We start from the raw sequence: 18208 nt of genomic DNA, 5'->3' as shown, positions 1-18208 counted from the left end.
GATGATTTTAGTCCTCCAGATGTTATATACGTTCCATTTTGCGCAAATTTTTATAATTTTTTTTTAAATTTTCACTTCGCGATGTGCTATTCCGTACACCTTCTCACTCGGATGAGTATCACACTGTGAGCGTGAGATGAATGGAGAAGGGCTACGAAGGTGTTCTGATTGTGTGACCCACAGCAAGAGCCTGCACAACCCTCATAGCCCTGCTAATCCCCCTACAGCTTCACTGGCTTAATATTCCATATTTCATCGGCATATTCTTGAATCGTTCGGTCGGATGAGAAATACCCCATATTGGCAATATTCATCACTGTGCGGCGAGTCCATTCATCGCGATTCTTGTAGAGTTCATCAACCTTATCTTGCGTATCAATATAGCTTCGATAATCCGCTAATAGTTGATAGTGATCGCCGAAGTTTACCAATGAGTCAAACAGGCTTGCGTAGCGGCGTGAATCGTCAGGACTGAAAGCACCCGTAGCAATTTGAGTGAGTGCTTGATTTAGCTCAGGATCCTGTTCGTAGATTTGGCGCGGGTTGTAGCCATTATTCCGCAGAGCCTCAACCTGTTCTGTGGTGTTGCCAAATATAAAGATATTTTCTTCACCCACGTGATCCAACATCTCTACATTAGCACCATCCAGCGTACCAATCGTCAGTGCTCCGTTGAGCGCAAATTTCATATTGCTGGTGCCTGATGCTTCCGTGCCTGCCGTTGAAATTTGTTCGGAGAGATCCGCTGCAGGGATGATCATTTGTGCCAAACTTACGCCGTAGTTAGGGATAAATATAACTTTCAGCTTGCCTTTGATACGCTCGTCATTATTGATAACTTTCGCCACGTCGTTAATCAAATGAATAATCTGTTTGGCGTTGTAGTATGCGGAGGCCGCTTTACCCGCAAAGATTTTCACTCGTGGTGTCCAGTCTTTTTCCGGCTCTTGTAAAATACGATTGTAGTGAGTGATGACGTGTAACACGTTGAGTAACTGGCGTTTATATTCGTGGATCCTTTTGATTTGGACATCAAAAAGAGCATTCGGGTCTAACACCACGTTCAGCTTTTGTGCAACGTAAAGGGCAAGCTGCTTTTTGTTATGCAGTTTGGCTTGCTGAATATCGCGAATGAACGTCGGATAATCAATGTGTGGCAGTAACTCATTGAGCTGACTTAAATCAGTGCGCCATCTTTGCCCAATATTTTCATCCAATACTTTAGATAATGGCTGATTGGCCAACGCTAGCCATCTACGCGGTGTCACACCGTTGGTTTTATTACAGAAGCGGTTTGGGAATAAGCGAGCAAAATCGGCAAACAGTGACTGTACCATGAGTTCTGAATGAAGCTCAGAAACGCCGTTCACCTTATGGCTAGCGATCACGGCTAACCATGCCATGCGTACTCGGCGGCCGTTCGTTTCGTCAATCACTGAAACACGAGAAAGCAGCGCATCGTCATCGGGGTATTGCTCTTTTACATCCTTTAAGAAGTGGTCGTTAATCTGGAAAATCAGCTGTAGGTGGCGCGGCAGGATCTTGCCTAGCATATCGACAGGCCAAGTTTCTAACGCTTCGCTCATTAGCGTGTGGTTGGTATAGGAGAATACTTGTACGACGATGACCCAAGCTGCTTCCCACTCAAATTTATGGTCGTCAATCAGCAGGCGCATGAGTTCTGGGATAGAAAGCACCGGATGGGTATCGTTCAGGTGGATAGCGATCTTTTCAGCTAGATTTTCTAGTGTGTGATGTGTTTGCCAATGACGATGGAGGATATCCTGCACCGTCGCGGATACGAGGAAATACTCTTGTCGTAGGCGCAGTTCTCGGCCTGAATAAGTCGAGTCATCAGGATAAAGTACCCGCGATACGTTTTCAGAATGATTTTTATCTTCCACGGCGGCAAAGTAGTCGCCCTGATTAAATTTACCCAAATTGATTTCATTACTGGCGCGTGCAGACCAAAGGCGCAGGGTATTTGTCGCATCGGTATCAAAACCAGGAATGATTTGATCGAAGGCAAGGGCTAAAACTTCTTCCGTTTCGAGCCAGCGAGTGCGGTTGCCTTCTTGCTGAATTCGTCCTCCGAAGCGAACACGGTAGCGAGTATTATGGCGCACGAACTCCCATGCATTTCCATACTCTAGCCAGTTATCGGGAGATTCTGCCTGTTGCCCGTTAACGATATTTTGTTTGAACATACCGTATTCATAGCGAATGCCGTAGCCGCGAGCTGGGAGGGCGAGTGTGGCCATTGAGTCGAGAAAACAGGCCGCTAAACGGCCTAGACCGCCGTTGCCGAGCCCAGGGTCGATCTCCTCATCGATCAGCTCCTCGAGGTCCAGCCCCATTTCATCCAGAGCTTGTTTAATTTCGTCGTATACGCCGATCGCCATCAATGCGTTAGACAACGTGCGGCCTAGCAAAAACTCCATTGAAAGATAGTAAACCTGACGAACATCCTGTGAGAATTGAGCTCGGGTTGAACGCAGCCAACGCTCGACGATTCTATCGCGTACTGCAAATAACGTGGCGTTTAGCCAGTCATGCTGAGTAGCAATTGACGGGTCTTTACCGACGACAAACATGAGCTTGTAAGCAATCGAATGTTTGAGCGCTTCGACGCTGACAACGGGCGAAGTATAGCTAAACGGTGAAGTCATAATCAGTACACCCCGGTAATGAAAAACATGGGTTACAGCATGGATGGTGATCGAATGTGATTAGTCCATCGATGCCGACAAATTCTGTCTCAGACTAAAGTCGGTTATAGAGGTCAAGGTAGCTTACGGCGGCTTTCTCCCAACTGAAGTTCTGCGCCATCGCCTGCCGTTGTACATATCGCCATAATGTCGGGCGAGTCCAAAGGACAAAGGCGCGGCGCAGCGCGTTCGATAGGTCTTTAGCATCGCATTCATTAAAGACAAAACCACTGGCGCTGCCTTCGGAGAGGTTTTCCAGTGAGCAATCATTAACCGTATCGGCTAAACCTCCAGTATGGCGCACCAGCGGCAGCGTGCCGTATTTCAGCCCGTAAAGTTGGGTGAGCCCACAAGGTTCAAAGCGACTTGGCACTAAAATGACGTCTGCTCCAGCGATAATTCGGTGTGAGAATGCTTCGTGGTAGCCGATTTGCACGCCAACTTGACCAGGATAAGCTGCCGCTGCCGCGAGAAAAGCCTCTTGCAAAGGTGCATCACCGGCACCCAGCAATGCCAGCTGCCCACCTCCTTTCAACAATGTGGGCAATGCTTCGAGCACTAAATCCAAACCTTTCTGACTGGTTAAGCGGCTTACAACGGCAAAAATAGGTTTCTCTGGATCGACATCCAGCCCCATTGCGGTTTGCAGATGTTGCTTATTCACGGCCTTGTCTTTGAGGTTCTCACGCTGATAGGGATTGGCGATAAGCTCGTCCGTGGCAGGGTTCCAGATAGCGTCGTCGACGCCGTTGAGAATTCCGCTCAGCCTGCCTTCTCGTAGAAGCTGTTGCAGTAACCCTTCCATTCCGTAGGCAAATTCGGGGCGAGTGATCTCTTTGGCGTAAGTCGGGCTGACCGTGGTGACATGATCGGCATAGAACAAACCTGCTTTGAGGAACGAGATTTGTCCATAAAATTCAAGCCCATAAATCTGAAAGAAATCCTGTGGCAGATATAATTCAGCCATATGATGGGCAGAAAAGAGCCCTTGATAGGCGAGGTTATGCACGGTAAATACCGAACGGGCTGGGCGACCTCGGGCAGCGAGATAAGCACAGGCAAGACCCGCATGCCAATCGTGGGCATGTACCACCTGCGGACGCCAGTAATGATCACATCCGCTAGCCAGTTCGGCAGCAACCCATCCCAATAATCCGAAACGGCGATGGTTGTCCGAGTAGGCATACATCGCCTGATCGTGATAAGGGCTGCCGGGACGATCATACAGGTGCGGTGCATCAATCAAATAAATACCAACGCCTTGAAAATGGCCAAAGCGTAACGTTATGCGCCCAGCAAAGGTATCCAGCGTCGCGACTTCGTGAGTCTCAGGGATTCCCTCTTTTAGAGCAGGAAATCCGGGAAGCAGAACGCGCACATTTGCTCCCTGAGCAATTTGCGCCGCAGGCATTGCACCGACAACGTCGGCTAATCCACCTGTTTTCAGCAGGGGAAATAATTCAGAACAGACGTGCAATACGTACATCGGTACTCCTCAATCGAAACCAGTGATAGATCGGCCCTATGCTTCGTCACAAACGAGCCAACATTTCGCGCGTAACTAGCACTATGCCGCCTTCAGAGCGGTAGAAGCGTTTGCTGTCTTCTTCAACGTTCTCTCCAATGACCATCCCTTCCGGCAGTACGCAGGCTCGGTCAATGATGCATCGACGCAGACGGCATGAGCGCCCGATATTGACGTCGGGTAACAAAACGGAGGAATCAATTGTGCAAAACGAGTTCACACGCACGCGGGGGAATAACACAGAGTGCACGACAACTGAGCCAGAAATGATGCAGCCACCAGACACTAACGAGTTCATGGTCATGCCATGGCTACCGGAGCGATCCTGCACAAATTTAGCCGGAGGCAGCGATTCCATGTAGGTACGAATTGGCCAACGCTTATCGTACATGTCGAGCTCGGGTGTGACAGAGGCGAGGTCAAGATTGGCACGCCAATAGGCATCCAGCGTGCCCACATCACGCCAATAAGGTTGAACGGTATCGTCGTCAGTGCTAGTGACACAGGAGAGTGTGAACGGATGCGCCCACGCTTTGCCTTGAGCCGTGATTTTGGGGATCAGGTCTTTACCGAAATCGTGGAAGGAGTCTGCAAGGCTCATATCTTCTTCTAGCAACTGATAAAGATATTCGGCGTTGAAAACATAAATCCCCATGCTGGCTAAAGACATATCTTCGCTGCCTGGCATGGCGGGTGGATTTTGCGGTTTTTCTAAAAATTGTAGGATCTTGTTATCGTCGCCGACCTCCATCACGCCAAACTCACTCGCTTCATGCCGAGGAACCGGAATACAGGCCACGGTGCATTCTGCTCCACTTTCCACGTGGTCAATCAGCATGCGCGAGTAGTCCATTTTGTAGATATGGTCACCCGCTAGAATCACGACAAATTCGGCATGATAGCGGCGAATAATATCTAAATTCTGATATACCGCATCAGCGGTACCTTTGTACCAATGTTCGGACGCATCACGTTGTTGGGCAGGCAGCAGATCGACAAACTCATTCATCGATTCATTGAGAAACGACCAACCGCGCTGGATATGTTGCACCAACGTGTGTGAGTGGTACTGAGTGATGACACCGATACGACGAATGCCGGAATTGATACAGTTTGATAGTGCGAAATCTACAATGCGAAACTTACCGCCAAAGTGAACCGCGGGTTTAGCGCGCGTCTTGGTGAGATCTTTCAAGCGGGAGCCGCGGCCACCTGCCAGAATCAGGGCAACAGACTTCGGAGGTAATTGACGCGCCAACATCAATTGGTTCTGATTTTCTGACTTAACCATTTCCTGACTCCTTGTTTTTATGCGCGCAGTCCGCTTATTTTCATCTTGGACTGGGCGATGTAGGGCTATGAACGTGTCAGTACACAAACGCTATGCGCGGGCATGATCGCCTGTGCTGAATTGCTGCCTGCTGTGAGCATTTTGAACGGCGCAGACACCTGCCAATGACCTGCTGGCAGGCCGATCTCTACGTCGTGCTGCGCAGGATTGACGATCACGAGCCAGTCTCCAGACAGCTGAATTTGTAGTAGTGTTGGTGACTGGGACTGCCATTCTTCGGTTGTTAGCGGCTTTGCATTGGCATTCAGCCAACGGACACTACCGTCGTTTTCATCCCACCAACGATTTGCACACAGGGCAGGAATACGTTTTCGTAGCTGGATAAGTGAAGCGGTGTATTCAGTTAAAGCGACGTCCGCGCAAGACCAATCCAGCCAGGCAATTTCATTGTCTTGGCAATAGGCATTGTTATTGCCCTGCTGGCTATGACCCATTTCATCACCGGCGAGCAGCATTGGCGCGCCTTGTGACAGAAGTAGCGTGGCGAGCAGAGCCCGCTGGCTGCGGTTTCTGTGGCGCTGAATATCCTCATTTGCGTCTAATCCTTCAACGCCGTGGTTATTGCTGTAATTGCTGTTGGTGCCGTCACGATTTTCTTCTCCGTTAGCCAGATTATGCTTGTCGTTAAAGCTGACTAAATCGTGCAGGGTGAAACCATCGTGAGCGGTGATTTGGTTGATGCTGGAGGAAGGAGCCCGACCATGATGTCGAAACAACGGGCTGGAAGCTGCGAAGCGTTCAGCAAAGACGCCAGCGCTGATGTTTCCCCATAGCCAGAATTGGCGGATTTCGTCGCGGAAGCGATCGTTCCATTCGGAGAATGTGAGCGGAAAATGGCCTAATTGGTAGCCATTGGGGCCGATATCCCACGGTTCGGCGATAAACTTTACTCGCGCGAGCACAGGATCTTGAGCGATGGTGATAAACAGAGGCGCATGGCGATGAAAATTGGGGTTTCGACCGAGCACGGTACCGAGGTCAAAGCGGAAACCATCGACGTGGCACTCCTCAACCCAATAGCGTAGGCAATCCATCACCCATTGCACGCTGTGAGGCTGAGTTAAGCGCAGCGCATTGCCGCACCCCGTCCAGTTTTCCAAGGCGCCCTGTTGGTTACGCCAGTAATAGCTGCGATTGTCGATGCCGCGTAACGACACCATCGGGCCCGTTTCATCTAGCTCGGCGGTGTGGTTAAACACGATGTCGAGGATTACCTCAATGCCCGCGGCATGTAACGCTTTTACCGCATCGCGAAATTCGCTAAGCGGCGTTGTTTTGGCACTGCCAGAATGAAAACTGGGCTCAATGGCAAAAGGGGCAAGGACGTTGTAGCCCCAATAGTTAGTCAGACCGATTTTTTGCAGGCGTGGTTCATCTGCATGTAGCTGTACCGGTAGCAATTCGAGTGCGGTGATACCTAACCGTTTGAAGTATTCAGTCATCACCGGATGAGACAGCGCGGCATAGCTGCCTCGTAACTCTTCGGGAATATCTGGATGCTGCTGAGTGAGCCCACGGACATGAGCTTCGTAGATGATAGTATCGCCCCACAGCACATTTGGCGGTCGATCGTTTCCCCAGTCGTAGGCTTCTTCACTCACGATGCAATGGGGAACCACGTCACGGTTGTCGCGCCAGTCAGGTTCGTTTAGCCCCCCGCTGAGACGTTCATCGAGCGGAAGCGTGCCGGTTAAAACTCGAGCGTAGGGGTCGATCAGCAATTTGGCTGGATTAAACCGTTGGCCTTTCTCTGGCCGCCAATCACCATGTACGCGGTATCCATATTCCAATCCCGCTTTAGCCCCCGTTAAAAGCCCATGCCAAACGTCACCGCTGCGGGCGGGGAGTTCATAAGATTCCTGATGCCCGCTTTTATCAAAAATGCACAGCTCAACTCGCGTCGCATGTGACGAAAAAAGGGCGAAATTGATGCCTTCTGGCGTGATGTGGGCACCCAACGGGCCCGGTTTACCGGGTTTCAGCATCAATCAGCTCCTCTTGCAATGGAGGGGTTAGCTGTAGATAAAGCGTTGCTAGTGGTGGAACAGTGAGCTCAATGGAGTGCTCGCAGCCATGACTGCCGACTGGCTGGCTATCGATCCCCCCCTGATTCCCACTATTGCTGCCGTGGTAATAGAAAGAGTCGGTGTTCAGGATTTCGCTATAGTGACCTGCATACTCGACGCCGATGCGGTAATAGCTACGTGGAACTGGCGTAAAGTTGCTCACAACCAGAACCTCGTTGCCGACTTCATCGCGGCGTACAAAGGCGAAAACGGAGTTTTCGTGGTCATCGACCACGCGCCAGCTAAAGCCGCGCGAATCACAATCCCAGCGATGCAGTGCAGGATAGTCGCGATAGCAATGGTTTAAATCGCGCACCAAACGCTGTACGCCGCTGTGCCAGTTGTCTTCGCCCTCTAGCAAATGCCAGTCGAGGCTGGTCTCGAAATTCCATTCGCGCCCCTGTGCAAATTCGCAGCCCATAAACAGCAGCTTTTTGCCTGGATGAGCCCACATAAAGCCGTAGTAGGCACGCAGATTGGCAAATTTTTGCCATGCATCACCGGGCATTTTGTCGATCATGGAACGCTTGCCGTGCACCACCTCATCGTGCGATAGCGCCAGCACAAAATTTTCGCTCCATGCGTACAGCAGGCCGAATGTCATTAAATTATGATGGTATTTGCGATGCACCGGATCGAGCTTCATGTAATCCAGCGTGTCGTGCATCCATCCCATATTCCACTTGTAATGAAAACCCAGCCCATTGGCGTCTGGTGGCAAAGTTACGCCTGGAAAATCCGTCGATTCCTCTGCCATCGTGACTGCGCCGGGACGCTGCTCACCGATGGTTTTATTGGTATAGCGTAGAAAATCGATGGCTTCCAGATTGTGGTTTCCGCCAAAACAGTTGGGGATCCATTCGCCCTCTTTGCGGCTGTAATCGCGGTGGATCATTGAGGCGACGGCATCCACACGTAGGCCATCAATGCCGTAGCGTTCCATCCAATACAGCGCATTACCAGCCAAAAAGTTACGTACTTCGTAGCGTGAATAGTTATAAATCAGCGTGTTCCAATCTTGATGATAGCCTTCGCGCGGATCTGAATATTCATATAGGTCAGTACCATCGAATTCTGCTAATCCCCAGATATCACTAGGGAAATGTCCTGGAACCCAATCAAGCAGTACGTTGATGCCAGCTTCGTGCGCCTTATCCATGAAGTAACGAAAATCTTCCGGCGTGCCGAAACGGCGCGTTGGAGCATACATCCCTAGTGGTTGGTAGCCCCAAGAGCCATCGAAGGGATGCTCGTTGATCGGTAGCAGTTCAAGGTGGGTGAATCCCATCTCTTTGACATAAGGCACCAGTTGTTCCGCCATTTCGCGGTAGCTGAGCCAGAAATTGTTGTCACTATGGCGTCGCCATGAGCCTAAATGCACCTCATAGATAGAGATTGGGGCATTAAGTTGGTTAGCTGCACTACGTTTCTCATCCGTGGGGACTTTGGGTGGCAACTGAGTGATCAAGGACGCAGTATCCGGTCGCATTTGGGCTTCAAAAGCATAGGGATCGGCTTTTAAAACCGTTTTGCCGTTGGCATCAATAAGTTCGAATTTATACAGCTGACCCGCATGGACACCGGGAATAAAAAGTTCCCAAATTCCGCTCTCTTGGCGTATCCGCATTGGATGACGGCGGCCATCCCAAAAGTTAAATTCGCCTACAACGGAAACCCTGTGTGCGTTTGGCGCCCAAACGGCAAAGCTTACGCCGCTGATGTCCGCCAGATGGGTGGGGTGTGCACCTAAACGCTCATAGGGGCGTAGGTGTTTACCTTCGGTGAGTAGCCAATTATCTATTTCACCGAGTAACGGCCCAAAGCGGTAGGGATCTTCGATGATCTGCTGGTGATCGTTCCATTCGACACGGAGTAGATAATCAAAAGGCGCTTTGCGTCTCGGTAGGAGGCCGCTGAAAAAGCCGCGTTCGTCAATTCGCTCAAGCTCAGCGACTTTGCGCATCGTTTTACGATCGAGTACCTGTACAGATGTTGCATCTGGCAATAAAGCCCTCACCACGAGGCCTTTGGATGTGTTGTGCATGCCCAAAATAGAAAAAGGGTCAGCACACTGGCCTGAGAGCAGTTGATGCATCATTTGACTGCTGGGAAGTACGGACATGGCATTCTTCCTTTAATTCACAGCATGAGTCTATTTTTCAATTATTCGTTTTCGAATAGTTGCTAATAACATCATGCTCGCCATTTAGAATGTTTTTTGTGGAGCGTTGCTCAATAATTTCTCAACAAAAAAACAAAGGCACAAATCGCTACAGCGCGAACGTTTGCAGGCTTTCTTATTCTTTGGTTAGTTTTAAAATTAACCATTTTTAAGCATAGTCAGCTTTTATAGATGTATGTGCTAAACAGCAGTTATTTTTCTGGGGAAAGAAATAAGCGTGGTGTGAGACCGTAGAAAATATGCCTACGGTCTCTTAACGTGAAGGCAATGATTATTCCGCTGAAACCTTACGGCGGCGTTTATCTAAATCGCGAATCAAAAGGTTAACGTTAGGATCGTTAAACATCTCTTCAAGGGTATGTGTCAGCTTACGACGCCAGTTTGGATATTGATCGCTGGTACCGGGAATGTTGACCGGTTTTTCCATATCCAGCCAGTCTTCAGGCTGTAAGCCGAGTAGGGCACTGGCGCTATCGGCGACATAGCGTTGCAAACCTCGATTAAGCGTCGGGCTCATTGCTAAGTGATTGGCGCGGTGACCTACTTTTTTCGGTACACATCCGTATTGATGTAAACCGTTTAGCAATCCTTGCTTAGCCGCTTCGCGATCGGCATGTAACTGTCTGAGGACGTCTAAATCGGGATAAAGGCCGAGCTCTCTGCCTAGATGTAAATCATCGGCTTGCCAGTAGCCGCGTAGCGTCGGTAGATCGTGGGTAGTAATAGTCGCCATGGCCTGCACGGTATAGGATTGCGGGGCACGGAAGCTATTGTCCTGATCGTGCTCAAAATACAACACTTTGTAGGAGTACACTCCACAATCGCGTAATTTAGCGATAATTTCAACCGGTACGGTACCCAGATCCTCGCCGATAACCATACAGTGATTGCGCTGACTTTCTAATGCCAAAATTGCCAGCAAATCATCGACTGGATAGCGTACATAGGCACCTTTATCGGCAGTTTCACCGTAGGGTATCCACCATAAACGCAGCATTGACATGACATGGTCGATACGTAGGGCACCGCAGCAGGTCATATTAGCGCGCAACATATCGATGAACGGTTGATAGGCTCGAGCGGCCATAACGTGAGGGTCCATCGGTGGTAGCCCCCAGTTTTGCCCTAACGGGCCGAGAATATCCGGCGGTGCGCCAACGGAAGCTTTCAAGCAGTAGAGCCCATTTTCGCCCCATGTTTCGGCGCCGCCTTCGGCTACGCCTACCGCTAAATCGCGATATAAGCCAATCGGCATTTTTTGCTGCTGGCAAACTTCAAAACATTCAGAGAGCTGACAATATGCCAGCCACTGTAGCCAGAGGTAAAAATCGACTTTATCCGCATGTTGGTGGCAAAACTCGGCCACGCCGCTGCTGTCTGCGTTGCGTAAATTATCAGGCCAAACTGGCCACCCCCACATAGTCGGGTCCTGAGCGCTGAGATGCGCATGCAGGGCATCGAAGGCGGCCTGTTGGTACAGGCTTTCTCCACCCTGTTGCACAAAGTGCTGGAAAGCTTTCAGACGCTTGCTACTGCTTTTTTGTTTAGTAAATTCAGGATATGCCCGTTGGAGTGCATTGAGCTTGAGTGTGATAACGCTGGTGTAATCGACCCATTCGCTAGCTCTGGCTTCGCTGAGGCGCAACTGAGTTTCTGCATTATTCCACCATGCTTGGGCTTCAGCGCTATGCTTGAACTCTTCAACCTGATTCACGTCGATATAGGCCACGTTGAGCCAACGACGAGAAGATGGACTGTAGGGGCTGGCGCTTTCCGGATTAGCAGGATAGAGAGAATGAATAGGGTTTAGGCCGACAAAAGCGCCCCCGCGTTTAGCGACGTTCAGCACCATCTGCTTAAGGTCGCCGAAATCACCGATTCCCCAGTTGTTGTCCGAGCGTAAGGTGTAAAGCTGTACGCAGGCTCCCCAGAGTTTACGGCCGGTGAGCAGCGCATCGGGTTCAAAGCAGCGCGTAGGCGTGACAATAATTTGGCACGTCCACGCTTGTTGTTCATCACGCAACGTTAGCTGATGGTAGCCCAACGGTAAATCACGCGGCAGGGTCAGGTTTTTACGCCGCTGTACTTTGCCGTTGTGTACGCCCGTTCGCGCCTGCTTATCTGCTGGTTCAGATTCTAAAGTCAGCGTCCACGTGTATTCCCCAACGGTCTGGAGATTGAGATGGCAAGGGCGCCCCTGAGTAAACACCACCACCGGTGGAACCGGTGAGCCGACCTGCGTCGGCGTGAATGGGTGCATCGCTTCCACCAGACGCTGTTTGGTTTCAGTGCTAATCGCTTGCTGTTGTCCATGGGCATTGATATAGCTGGCGGCGATACCTGCTTGCGCCGCCAAACTTTCCAGCAGCTTGCGTTCGTCTTGCTGATGCTGCGTAATTTGTTCCATTGGCGGTGTTGTTTTCTCTTTCATGGAACAGCTCCTTAACGCTTGGCCTGCCAGATTCGCTGTTGATAATCGCGGATAGAACGGTCAGAGCTGAACATACCCACGCGAGCGGTGTTGAGGATGGTTGCTCGAGTCCATTTATCCTGATCGCGATACAGCACGTCCACTTCTTGCTGGGCACGACAGTAGTCGGCGAAGTCGGCTAATACGAGATACGGATCGCCGCCGTCTAACAGACTATGCAGCATTGGCTCGAAGGCATGCTTATCGCCATTGCTGTAATGCCCTTTGGCGAGCTCATCCAGAATGAGCTTCAGTTGTTTGTCTTTACGATAAATTGCTTTTGGCTGATAGCCTTTGGCTAAGGTCGCCTTTACCTGTTCTACGGTTTGTCCGAAGATAAAGATGTTCTCTTCACCCACTTCCTGTGCAATTTCAACGTTAGCGCCATCCAGCGTCCCAACGGTTAACGCGCCGTTGAGCGCGAGCTTCATATTGCCGGTGCCAGAGGCTTCTTTACCCGCAGTGGAGATCTGCTCTGAGATATCGGCCGCAGGTATCATCAATTCCGCCACAGAGACACGGTAATCAGGGATGAATGCTACCTGCAAACGACCTTTCATTAACGGATCGTTATTGATCTTTTCTGCAACCTTGTTGATCGCATAGATAATATTTTTTGCGAGGTAGTAACCCGGAGCGGCTTTTGCCCCGAACAGGAATACGCGCGGTACACGGTTTGCCTGTGGGTTGTCGCGTAGCTCATGATAGAGAGCCAGAATATGCAGCAGGTTTAGATGCTGGCGCTTATATTCATGCAGTCGTTTAATCTGCACGTCGAAGATTGCATCAACGTTCAGCTCTAACCCCATCACGTTTTTTACATACTTCGCCAGTGCGATTTTATTCTCACGCTTGATGCTCTGATATTTCTGGCGGAAGTTCGCATCGTCGGCATAAGGCTCTAGCGTTTTCAACGCGTCTAAATTATTGGCCCACTCGGTTTTCAGCGTGCTGTCGATCAGTCCTGCGAGTGCTGGATTACACTGCTTCAGCCAGCGGCGTGGCGTGATACCGTTGGTCACGTTGTGGAATTTATTCGGCCACAGTTGGTAGTATTCAGGGAACAGGTCTTTTACGACCAGATCAGAATGCAGTTGGGCAACGCCATTGACGGCAAAACCGCCGACGACGCACAGGTTTGCCATGCGCACCTGCTTGTTGTGATGAACGGCCAGTTTGCTCCACACGGCCTCATCGCCTGGCCACTGTTTCTGCACCTGCTTTTTGAAGCGGGCGTTAATTTGTTTGATGATGTCGAAGTGGCGCGGCAACAGGCTACGCACCAAACGTTCGTCCCAACACTCTAGTGCTTCTGGCATCAGGGTATGGTTGGTGTAGGCGAAGGTGTTGCTGGTGATTGCCCATGCGTCATCCCACGACATTTGATGCTCATCCAACAGCACACGCAGTAGTTCTGGGATCGCGATGGTTGGATGGGTATCGTTAAGCTGGATAACCTCATACTTAGGTAAATCGGCCAGCTTACGTCCCGCTAAATGGTGTTTGCGCAGGATATCGGCTACAGAGCAAGCGCAGTGGAAGTACTGTTGCATGAGTCGTAGGCGTTTACCCGCTTGATGGTTATCGTTTGGATAGAGAACCTTAGTGAGTTTGGCTGCTTCAATACCATCGCTTTCCGCTTTTAAGAACTGACCATCGTTGAATTTGGTTAAATCAAATGGATGCGCGTGGGTGGCTTGCCACAGACGCAGTGGTTGGCTTACACCATTGTGATAACCCAGAATGGGCAGATCCCACGCTTCTCCGCGAAGTGTTAATGCTGGCTGCCATAAAACGTTACCCTCCTTTTGCTTAATCAGCTTACCGCCAAAATTCACGTCTACGTTTAATGCGCTGTTATGACGGAACCACGGGTAGCTTTCGCGCTCCCAGTTGTCTGGCGCTTCCATCTGATGACCGTCGCTGAAGGATTGGCGGAACAGACCATACTGATAGCATAGGCCATAGCCAGTAGCTGGCTGTTCTACGGTCGCCATGGAGTCAAGGAAGCAGGCTGCTAAGCGACCTAATCCGCCGTTGCCCAAGGCGGGGTCGGTTTCTTGTTCCAATAAATCGCTGAGCAAAACATCATGCTTGGCGAGCGCTTTTTCTACCGCGTCATACCAGCCCAGATTGATCAGATTGTTGGCAGTGAGGCGCCCAATGAGAAACTCCATGGATAGATAGTTCACGTGGCGGAGATCGCTTTTGGCCAGTGCCTTTGGCTGAGGTAACGCCGATAGCTGCTCAGCAATAGCTGCACTTACCGCCTGCCACCATTGATGCTCCGTCATCTGGCTGGATGCGGTTAGTCCAAAGTGTTGCCATTGACGGGTAAGTGCCGCCAGGAATACGTCCTTATCAAATGGGATGTGCGACATATCAGTCTCTCTCAAGCATAAAGTTCAGGAATTGACGATATCCTGCCGACCCACCGGTTTTATAACATCCTCCCGAAGAGGGATGAGGCGGGGAGGAGGGGCGGGGCGTAGTCAAAACTGTGATCCATACCTACTCTCTGTCGTACAGCAGATGGAAAAATCTAGTTTCGATAACTTGAATGTAACGCCAAAAACTCAGTTCTTGTATAAGAAACCAACAACTAAATTGTTAAGAATAGATATGAAATGTGAGGAAGCCGAAAATATTTGCTTTGGAGTCAGTAAAGAGACCTCCGTAACCTAAACCGAGGATCAATGAAACGGCGTTGATTCAATTTTTAGGCAAAGAGGTAAGAAGTTATGAGAAATGTGATCGACTGCAATTTCCTGCTACCAAGTCATCGTGGTCTGTTGCATTAAATGGCGTGATATCCCAAGTTAAACATGACTAATTAATTACGAAGCGCGAAATAAATAAAGCCATATTTTTAGTGAATATTGCTGTGGTTTGCTTTGGGCTTTCTTTGTGGGGTTTTACCATGCTAATTCCGTCGAAATTAAGCCGTCCGGTACGGCTACAAAATACGGTGGTACGCGAACGGCTATTAACCAAACTAGCGTCAGCCGGTAATTACCGGCTGGTATTAGTGAATGGGCCAGCGGGCTATGGTAAAACGACGCTGCTGGCGCAATGGGCAGAGGAAAATACCAATTTAGGTTGGTTCTCTCTTGATGAAAGCGATAATCAGCCAGAGCGTTTTGCAAGTTACCTGATTGCCGCTTTGCAGCAGGCAACCGGTGGACACTGCCACAAAAGCGAAGCGATGAGCCAAAAGCATCAGTACGCCACGCTTTCTGCATTATTTGCGCAGCTCTTTATCGAGCTTTCTGATTGGCATTCTCCGCTGTGTTTAGTCATCGATGATTATCATTTGATTACTAATGCACAAATCCATGAAGCGATGCGCTTTTTCCTGCGCCACCAGCCGGACAATCTCACGGTGATGCTGCTTTCACGAACTCTGCCGCCGCTGGGCATTGCGAACCTCCGCGTACGTGAACAGTTGTTGGAAGTGGGTACCAAACAGCTCGCCTTTAACCATCAAGAAGCCTCTCAGTTTTTCAATCATCGTTTGAAATCTCCGCTGCCTGATATTGAAAGTCATCAACTGTGTGATGAAGTTGAAGGCTGGCCGACGGCGCTTCAGCTGATTGCACTCTCTGTGCGCCAGTCTACGACTACCGCACAAGAGTCTGCGCGCCGTCTTGCTAAGATTAATGCCAGCCATCTCTCTGACTATTTGGTTGATGAGGTTCTCGATCGGGTTGATGCCAGTACACGTAACTTTTTGTTGCGCTGCTCAGTGCTGCGCTCGATGAATGATGCTTTGCTGGTGCGGCTAACCGGCGAAGATAACGGTCAGCAACAGTTGGAAGAGCTGGAGCGACAAGGCTTATTTATTCATCGCATGGATGCTGATGGGGAGTGGTTCTGTTTTCATCCCTTGTTTGCCAACTTCTTGCGGCAGCGTTGCCAATGGGAATTGGCCGCTGATTTACCTGACCTGCATCGTCGTGCTGCTCAAGGCTGGCTGGACCAAGGATTTCCCGCTGAGGCCATTCATCATGCCTTAGCGGCCGGAGATGTCGACATGTTGCGCGATGTTTTATTGCAGCATGCATGGGAGCTGTTCCATCAAAGTGAACTCTCGTTGCTGGAAGAGTGCTTGAATGCCCTTCCTTATGAAAAACTGATCCAGAATCCGCGTTTGGCGTTGCTACAGGCGTGGCTGGCGCAGAGCCAACATCGCTACAGCGAAGTGAATACTTTGCTGGAACGTGCCGAACATGAAATGAATGTGCAGAATATTGTCATTGATGCCGCTATGTTGGCCGAGTTTGATGCGTTGCGCGCGCAGGTGGCAATCAATGATGGACTTCCTGACGAGGCAGAAAAGCTTGCCGTTGAGGCTCTGAAACATTTACCGATCAGCAGCTATTATAGCCGCATTGTCACCAGCTCCGTGATTGGCGAAGTGCACCACTGCAAAGGGGATTTATCCCGCGCGTTGCCAATGATGCAGCAAACCGAGCAGGTGGCTCGCCGTCATCAGGCTTACCACTACGCGCTATGGGCTATGCTGCAACAGAGCGAAATCCTGATTGCACAGGGCTTCCTACAGGCCGCCTATGAGACACAGGAAAAAGCCTTCGAGCTCATCGATGAGCAGCACTTAGAACAACTGCCAATGCATGAGTTTTTGCTGAGGATTCGCTCGCAGGTTCTATGGTCGTGGATGCGTTTAGATGAAGCTGAAGAGGCCGCGCGTAAAGGCTTAGCCGTCCTTGCTAACTATGAACCTCAGCAACAGTTACAGTGTTTGGCGATGCTGGCGAAGTGCTCATTAGCGCGCGGCGATTTGGATAACGCCAATCAGTATTTGCGCCGCTGTGAGAACCTGCTGCAATCTGGGCATTATCATCGTGATTGGCAAACTAACGCCGATAAGCCTCGGGTGATAGCTTGGCAAATGACGGGTGATCGCGCGGCTGCTTCACAGTGGTTAATGCAGGCCGAGAAACCTTCTCGTGCTGATAACCACTTCTTGCAAGGACAATGGCGTAATATTGCTCGAGTACAGATTTTATTAGGGCGCTATGAGGAAGCCGAAGTGGTGTTGGACGAGCTAAATGAAGAGGCTCGTCGGCTGCGTTTGGTTAGCGATCTCAACCGTAATCTATTGTTATGCAATTTGCTGTATTGGAATACCGATCGCAAAAGCGAGGCACTACGTGTACTGATTGAAGCGCTGAATTTAGCCAACCGCACGGGTTTTGTGAGCCACTTTGTGATTGAAGGAGAGGTAATGGCTCAGCAGTTGCGCCAGCTATTGCAGCTCAACACGTTACCAGAGCTAGATCAGCATCGTGCACAGCGTATTTTGCGTGACATTAACCAACATCATCGCCATAAATTCGCTCATTTCGACGAAAGCTTTGTCGAGCGATTGTTAAACCATCCGCAAGTGCCGGAACTGATCCGCACTAGCCCGCTAACCCAACGCGAGTGGCAGGTACTTGGACTTATCTACTCCGGCTACAGCAATGAGCAAATTGCCAGTGAACTGGATGTTGCGGCAACCACTATCAAAACTCACATCCGCAACCTGTACCAAAAACTCGGTGTAGCACATCGCCAAGAAGCGGTGCAGCAGGCGCAGAATATTATGAAGATGATGGGGTATGGGGTGTAAGTCGCGAAATATTTCGTACGCCTAATACAACGGCTTTCTACATAATTATTTGTGTAGGCGTCCGAGCAAGGCGGCTCAATCGCCGCCGCCTTGCATCCAGGCTTGGCACCCCCTACCAGCCCGCTACGCGGGTTCCCTCGTTTCATCATTCCGGTCTTAACGGAACGAACGACAATCGGCATCCATGCCTCCGTCGTTCTTTCGCCGATATCAATCGGCGAATCCTAACCTGCATGATTCACTTGGCTGTCCGGTAATGTGCCGGAAAAGG

8 protein-coding genes are annotated in these 18208 nt (G+C 50.2%); 1 reads left to right on the top strand and 7 read right to left on the bottom strand.

What is annotated here, in order from left to right:
- Positions 1 to 221: 221 nt before the first annotated feature.
- The 7 genes from glgP to malP form a co-directional block, all read right to left on the bottom strand.
- Positions 222 to 2669: a glycogen phosphorylase gene (gene glgP, locus K9N75_RS21155; protein ID WP_039186085.1), complete on the bottom strand. Its 2448-nt coding sequence runs from the start codon at positions 2667 to 2669 to the stop codon at positions 222 to 224.
- Between the two features lie 94 nt (positions 2670 to 2763).
- Entirely contained in the window at positions 2764 to 4194 is a 1431-nt protein-coding gene (gene glgA, locus K9N75_RS21150; protein WP_008815647.1) for a glycogen synthase GlgA, read from the bottom strand.
- Between the two features lie 46 nt (positions 4195 to 4240).
- Positions 4241 to 5524: a glucose-1-phosphate adenylyltransferase gene (glgC, locus tag K9N75_RS21145; protein ID WP_224452077.1), complete on the bottom strand. Its 1284-nt coding sequence runs from the start codon at positions 5522 to 5524 to the stop codon at positions 4241 to 4243.
- Positions 5525 to 5589: 65 nt separating this feature from the next.
- Positions 5590 to 7569 carry a glycogen debranching protein GlgX gene (glgX, locus tag K9N75_RS21140; protein WP_224452076.1) on the bottom strand — a complete coding sequence of 660 codons (1980 nt, stop codon included), beginning with the start codon at positions 7567 to 7569 and terminating at the stop codon, positions 5590 to 5592.
- Positions 7553 to 9772 carry a 1,4-alpha-glucan branching protein GlgB gene (gene glgB / locus K9N75_RS21135; RefSeq protein WP_064572451.1) on the bottom strand — a complete coding sequence of 740 codons (2220 nt, stop codon included), beginning with the start codon at positions 9770 to 9772 and terminating at the stop codon, positions 7553 to 7555. Before glgB ends, glgX begins: the two co-directional genes overlap by 17 nt.
- Before the next feature lie 331 nt (positions 9773 to 10103).
- Entirely contained in the window at positions 10104 to 12239 is a 2136-nt protein-coding gene (gene malQ / locus K9N75_RS21130) for a 4-alpha-glucanotransferase (RefSeq protein WP_224452632.1), read from the bottom strand.
- Positions 12240 to 12274: 35 nt separating this feature from the next.
- Positions 12275 to 14683, bottom strand: a complete 2409-nt coding sequence (malP, locus tag K9N75_RS21125) for a maltodextrin phosphorylase (RefSeq protein ID WP_185922608.1) — start codon at positions 14681 to 14683, stop codon at positions 12275 to 12277.
- Between the two features lie 539 nt (positions 14684 to 15222).
- On the opposite strand from malP, the gene malT reads away from it, so the two are divergent.
- Positions 15223 to 17937, top strand: a complete 2715-nt coding sequence (gene malT / locus K9N75_RS21120; RefSeq protein WP_020303543.1) for an HTH-type transcriptional regulator MalT — start codon at positions 15223 to 15225, stop codon at positions 17935 to 17937.
- Positions 17938 to 18208: the final 271 nt, after the last annotated feature.

Source organism: Hafnia paralvei (assembly GCF_020150375.1).
Lineage (GTDB): Bacteria > Pseudomonadota > Gammaproteobacteria > Enterobacterales > Enterobacteriaceae > Hafnia > Hafnia paralvei.
Note: the sequence above shows the minus strand (reverse complement) of the source record. Positions and strands in the feature narration are given on the sequence as shown.